The sequence below is a fragment of the Melaminivora alkalimesophila genome (assembly GCF_000282995.1).
GTDB lineage: Bacteria > Pseudomonadota > Gammaproteobacteria > Burkholderiales > Burkholderiaceae_C > Melaminivora > Melaminivora alkalimesophila.
In genome coordinates this window covers 1-3848 of the sequence record NZ_ALEE01000150.1, presented here as the reverse complement: position 1 = coordinate 3848, position 3848 = coordinate 1, and the positions used below count along the sequence as shown (strand labels likewise).

Annotated in this window: 3 protein-coding genes; all 3 read right to left on the bottom strand. The window is 68.9% G+C overall.

Features of this window, described 5'->3' with window-relative positions:
* Positions 1 to 95: 95 nt before the first annotated feature.
* Positions 96 to 1508, bottom strand: coding sequence for a glutamate--tRNA ligase (gene gltX / locus A612_RS02295; protein ID WP_019372991.1), 1413 nt, complete (start codon positions 1506 to 1508; stop codon positions 96 to 98).
* A complete protein-coding gene (locus A612_RS02290; protein WP_040435711.1) occupies positions 1505 to 2719 on the bottom strand; it encodes an O-succinylhomoserine sulfhydrylase in 1215 nt (404 codons plus the stop codon). Before A612_RS02290 ends, gltX begins: the two co-directional genes overlap by 4 nt.
* Positions 2720 to 2769: 50 nt before the next feature.
* Positions 2770 to 3848, bottom strand: a 1079-nt coding sequence (purF, locus tag A612_RS02285; protein ID WP_019372989.1) for an amidophosphoribosyltransferase, incomplete at its 5' end; no start/stop codon positions are given.

Below are 3848 nucleotides of genomic sequence, written 5' to 3'. Positions count from 1 at the left end.
GCGCTCTCCCAGCTGAGCTATACCCCCACTCAGATCGTGACGTTCGCAAGCAGCTTGCATCGCGATCTGCTGAGCCTCGAAGTATATACAGATTTTCAGCGGTTTTTCAACCTCGCGAGGATTTTTTCGCGCCCGAGCAGTTCCAGCACCGCATCCACCGAGGGCGTGTGCGCCGTGCCCAGCGTCAGCACGCGCACCGGCATGGCCAGTTGCGGCATTTTCGCGCCCTGCGCCTTGAGAACGTCCTTGAGGGCGGCGGCGATCGCCTCGCGGCTCCACTCGACCTGGGCGATGGCGACGGCGAAGGCGTCGAGCAGCGGCTGGGCGGCCTCGGTCACGTGCCGGGCCAGGTCTTCGGGGTCGGGCTCGATGGCGTCGGCATAGAAGGGCCGGATCCAGCGCGCCAGGTCCACCAGGGTGTCGCAGCGGTCCTTGAACAGCGCGCAGATGCGCGGCAGGCGCTCGTCGAGCCGCTCTTCTGCAATGCCCTCGCGCAGCACGAAGGGCCGCACCAGCTCGGCCAGGCGCTCGTCCGGCAGCGCCTTCAGGTGCTGGGCGTTGACCCAGCGCAGCTTGGCCTCGTCGAACTGGCCGGCGCTTCGGCCCAGGTGATCCAGGTCGAACCATTCGAGGAACTGCGCCCGCGAGAAGATCTCGTCGTCGCCGTGGCTCCAGCCCAGGCGCGCCAGGTAGTTCACCATGGCATCCGGCAGGTAACCCTCGTCACGGTACTGCGTGACGGGCTTGGCGCCGTTTCGCTTGCTCATCTTCTCGCCCTGCTCGTTGAGCACCGTGGGCAGGTGGGCGAAGACCGGCACCCGCGCGCCGAGCGCCTCGAAGATGTGGATCTGGCGCGGCGTGTTGTTCACGTGGTCGTCGCCGCGGATCACATGGGTGATGCCCATGTCCATGTCGTCCACGCAGACGCAGAAGTTGTAGGTGGGCGTGCCGTCCGGGCGGGCAATGACCAAGTCGTCGAGCTCGCTGTTCTGGAACTCGATGCGGCCCTTGCACTTGTCATCCCAGCCGACCACGCCGTCCTTGGGCGTCCGAAAGCGAAGCACCGGCTGCACCCCTTCCGGGACGGGCGGGAGCTGCTTGCCGGGCTCGGGCCGCCAGGTGCCGTCGTAGCGGGGTTTTTGCTTGGCGGCCGTCTGGCGCTCGCGCAACGCGTCGAGCTCCTCGACGCTCATGTAGCAGGGATAGACGTGGCCACTGGCGACGAGCTGCGCCAGCACTTCGCGATAGCGCTGCATGCGCTGCATCTGGAAGAACGGGCCCTCGTCGATGTCCAGCTCCAGCCACCGCATGCCCTCGAGGATCACGTCCACGGCGGCCTGGGTGGAGCGCTCCACGTCCGTGTCCTCGATGCGCAGGATGAAGACGCCGCCGCGGGAGCGCGCGAAGGCCCAGGGATACAGGGCCGAGCGGATGTTGCCCAGGTGGATGAAGCCCGTCGGCGAGGGCGCGAAGCGGGTGCGTACTTGGGGGGAATGTGCTTGGGTCATGCGAGGGTGTCCAGTCCGCGGGCGAGGTCCGCCTTCAGGTCTTCGATGTGTTCCAGCCCCACCGACAGCCGGACCAGCCCCTGGCCGATGCCGGCGGCCTGGCGCTGCTCTTCGCTCAGGCGGCCATGCGAGGTGCTGGCCGGGTGGGTGATGGTGGTCTTGACGTCGCCGAGGTTGGCCGTGATGGAGCACACGCGCGTGCGGTCGATCACGTGGAAGGCGTTGGCGCGCCGCTCTGCCGCATCGCCACCGGCCACGTCGAAGGCGACCACGGCGCCGCCCATGCCCGACTGCTGGCGCATGGCAAGCGCGTGCTGCGGGTGGCTGGCCAGGCCCGGATAGTGCACGCGCGCCACCCTCGGGTGCTGCTGCAGCCACTGCGCCAGCTCCAGCGCCGCCGCGCTCTGGGCGCGCACGCGCAGCGCCAGCGTCTCCAGGCCCTTGAGCACCACCCAGGCGTTGAAGGGCGAGAGGTTCAGCCCGGCGCTGCGCATGAAGGTGCCCATTACCTTGTCCACCAGCGCCTCCGTGCCGCAGACCGCGCCGGCCATGACGCGGCCCTGCCCCTCCAGGATCTTGGTGCCGGAATAGACGACGATGTCGGCGCCGAGCTGCGCGGGGCGCTGCAGCACGGGCGAGGAAAAGCTGTTGTCCACCGCGAGCAGAATGCCGCGCTCGTGCGCCAGCGCGGCCAGCGCAGCGATGTCGCACAGGTCGGTCAGCGGGTTGGTCGGCGTCTCGGCGAACAGCAGGCGGGTGTTGGGCCGAATGGCGTCCTTCCAGGCCTGTACGTCGGTCTGCGACACGAAGGTGGTCTCCACGCCGAAGCGCGTCATCTCGGAGCCGAGCAGCTTGAGCGTCGAGCCGAACATCGACTGGGAGGCGACCACGTGGTCGCCGCTTTGCAGCACGGTGAGCGCCATCAGCAGGATGGCGGACATGCCGGTGCTGGTCGCCACGGCGCATTCGGTGCCTTCCAGGGCGGCCAGGCGGCGCTCGAAGCTCGCCACCGTCGGGTTGGCGCTGCGCGTGTAGGTGTAGCCCGGCTCTTCGTTGGCAAAGCGCCGCGCGGCGCTCTCGCTGTCGCTTTGCACGAAGCTGCTGGTCAGGTACAGGGCCTCGCTGTGTTCGCCCCATTGGCTGCGCGCGACGGCCTCGCGCACGGCCAGGGTCTCGGGGCGCAGGCCCTCGGGCAAGCGGCGTTCAGTCACTGAAGAAAGACTCCTCGGCTGCGGGAAAAGGGTGCCCGGGCGCGTGGCGCTCAGGCGGCATGGGCATTGGGCAGGGACAGGCGCGAGGTGTCTTCCTGCTCCTCGTCGTCGGCGTGGCTGCGGCCGGCGTGGGGCGCCTCCAGCGCCTCGTCGGAGATGTCGCCCGTGATGTAGCTGCCATCGAAACACGAGGCCTCGAAGCCCTGCACGCCGGCGTTGAGCGCGCCCACCGCCTGTTTCATGGCGTCCAGGTCCTGGTAGATCAGCGCATCGGCGCCGATCCACTGGCGGATCTCCTCCACGCTGCGCCCGTGTGCGATCAGCTCCTCGCGCGTGGGCATGTCGATGCCATAGACGTTCGGGTGGCGCACCGGCGGCGCCGCGGATGCGAGGTAGACCTTGGTGGCGCCCGCGTCGCGCGCCATCTGCACGATCTCCTTGGAGGTGGTGCCGCGCACGATCGAGTCGTCGACCAGCAGCACGCGCCGGCCCTTGAACTCGCTGCCGATGGCGTTGAGCTTCTGGCGCACCGACTTCTTGCGTGTCGCCTGGCCCGGCATGATGAAAGTGCGGCCCACGTAGCGGTTCTTGACGAAGCCCTCGCGGTAGGGAATGCCCAGCTTCTGGGCCAGCTGCATGGCGCTCGGGCGGCTGGACTCGGGCACCGGGATGATGGCGTCGATCTCGCTGGGCGGCACGGTCGAGACCACGCGCTTGGCGAGCGTCTCGCCCATGTTCAGGCGCGCCTGGTAGACGGAGATGCCGTCCATGACCGAATCCGGCCGCGCAAGATACACGTATTCGAAGATGCAGGGGTGCAGGCCGTGGGCACCGTCGGCGCATTGCTGCGCCTCGATGCGCCCGTCCAGATGCACGTACACCGCCTCGCCGGGCGCCACGTCGCGCTCGAGCTGGTGCAGCGTGCCCTCCAGCGCCACCGATTCGCTGGCCAGCATGATGGTGCCGTCGCTGCCGCGGCCCAGGCACAGCGGCCGGATGCCGTAGGGATCGCGAAAGGCCAGCAACCCGTAGCCGGCAATCAGCGCGACCACCGCATAGGAGCCGCGCACCCGGCGGTGCACCGCGCGCACGGCAGCGAACACGTCCTCGCTGGCCAGCGGCGCGCCGC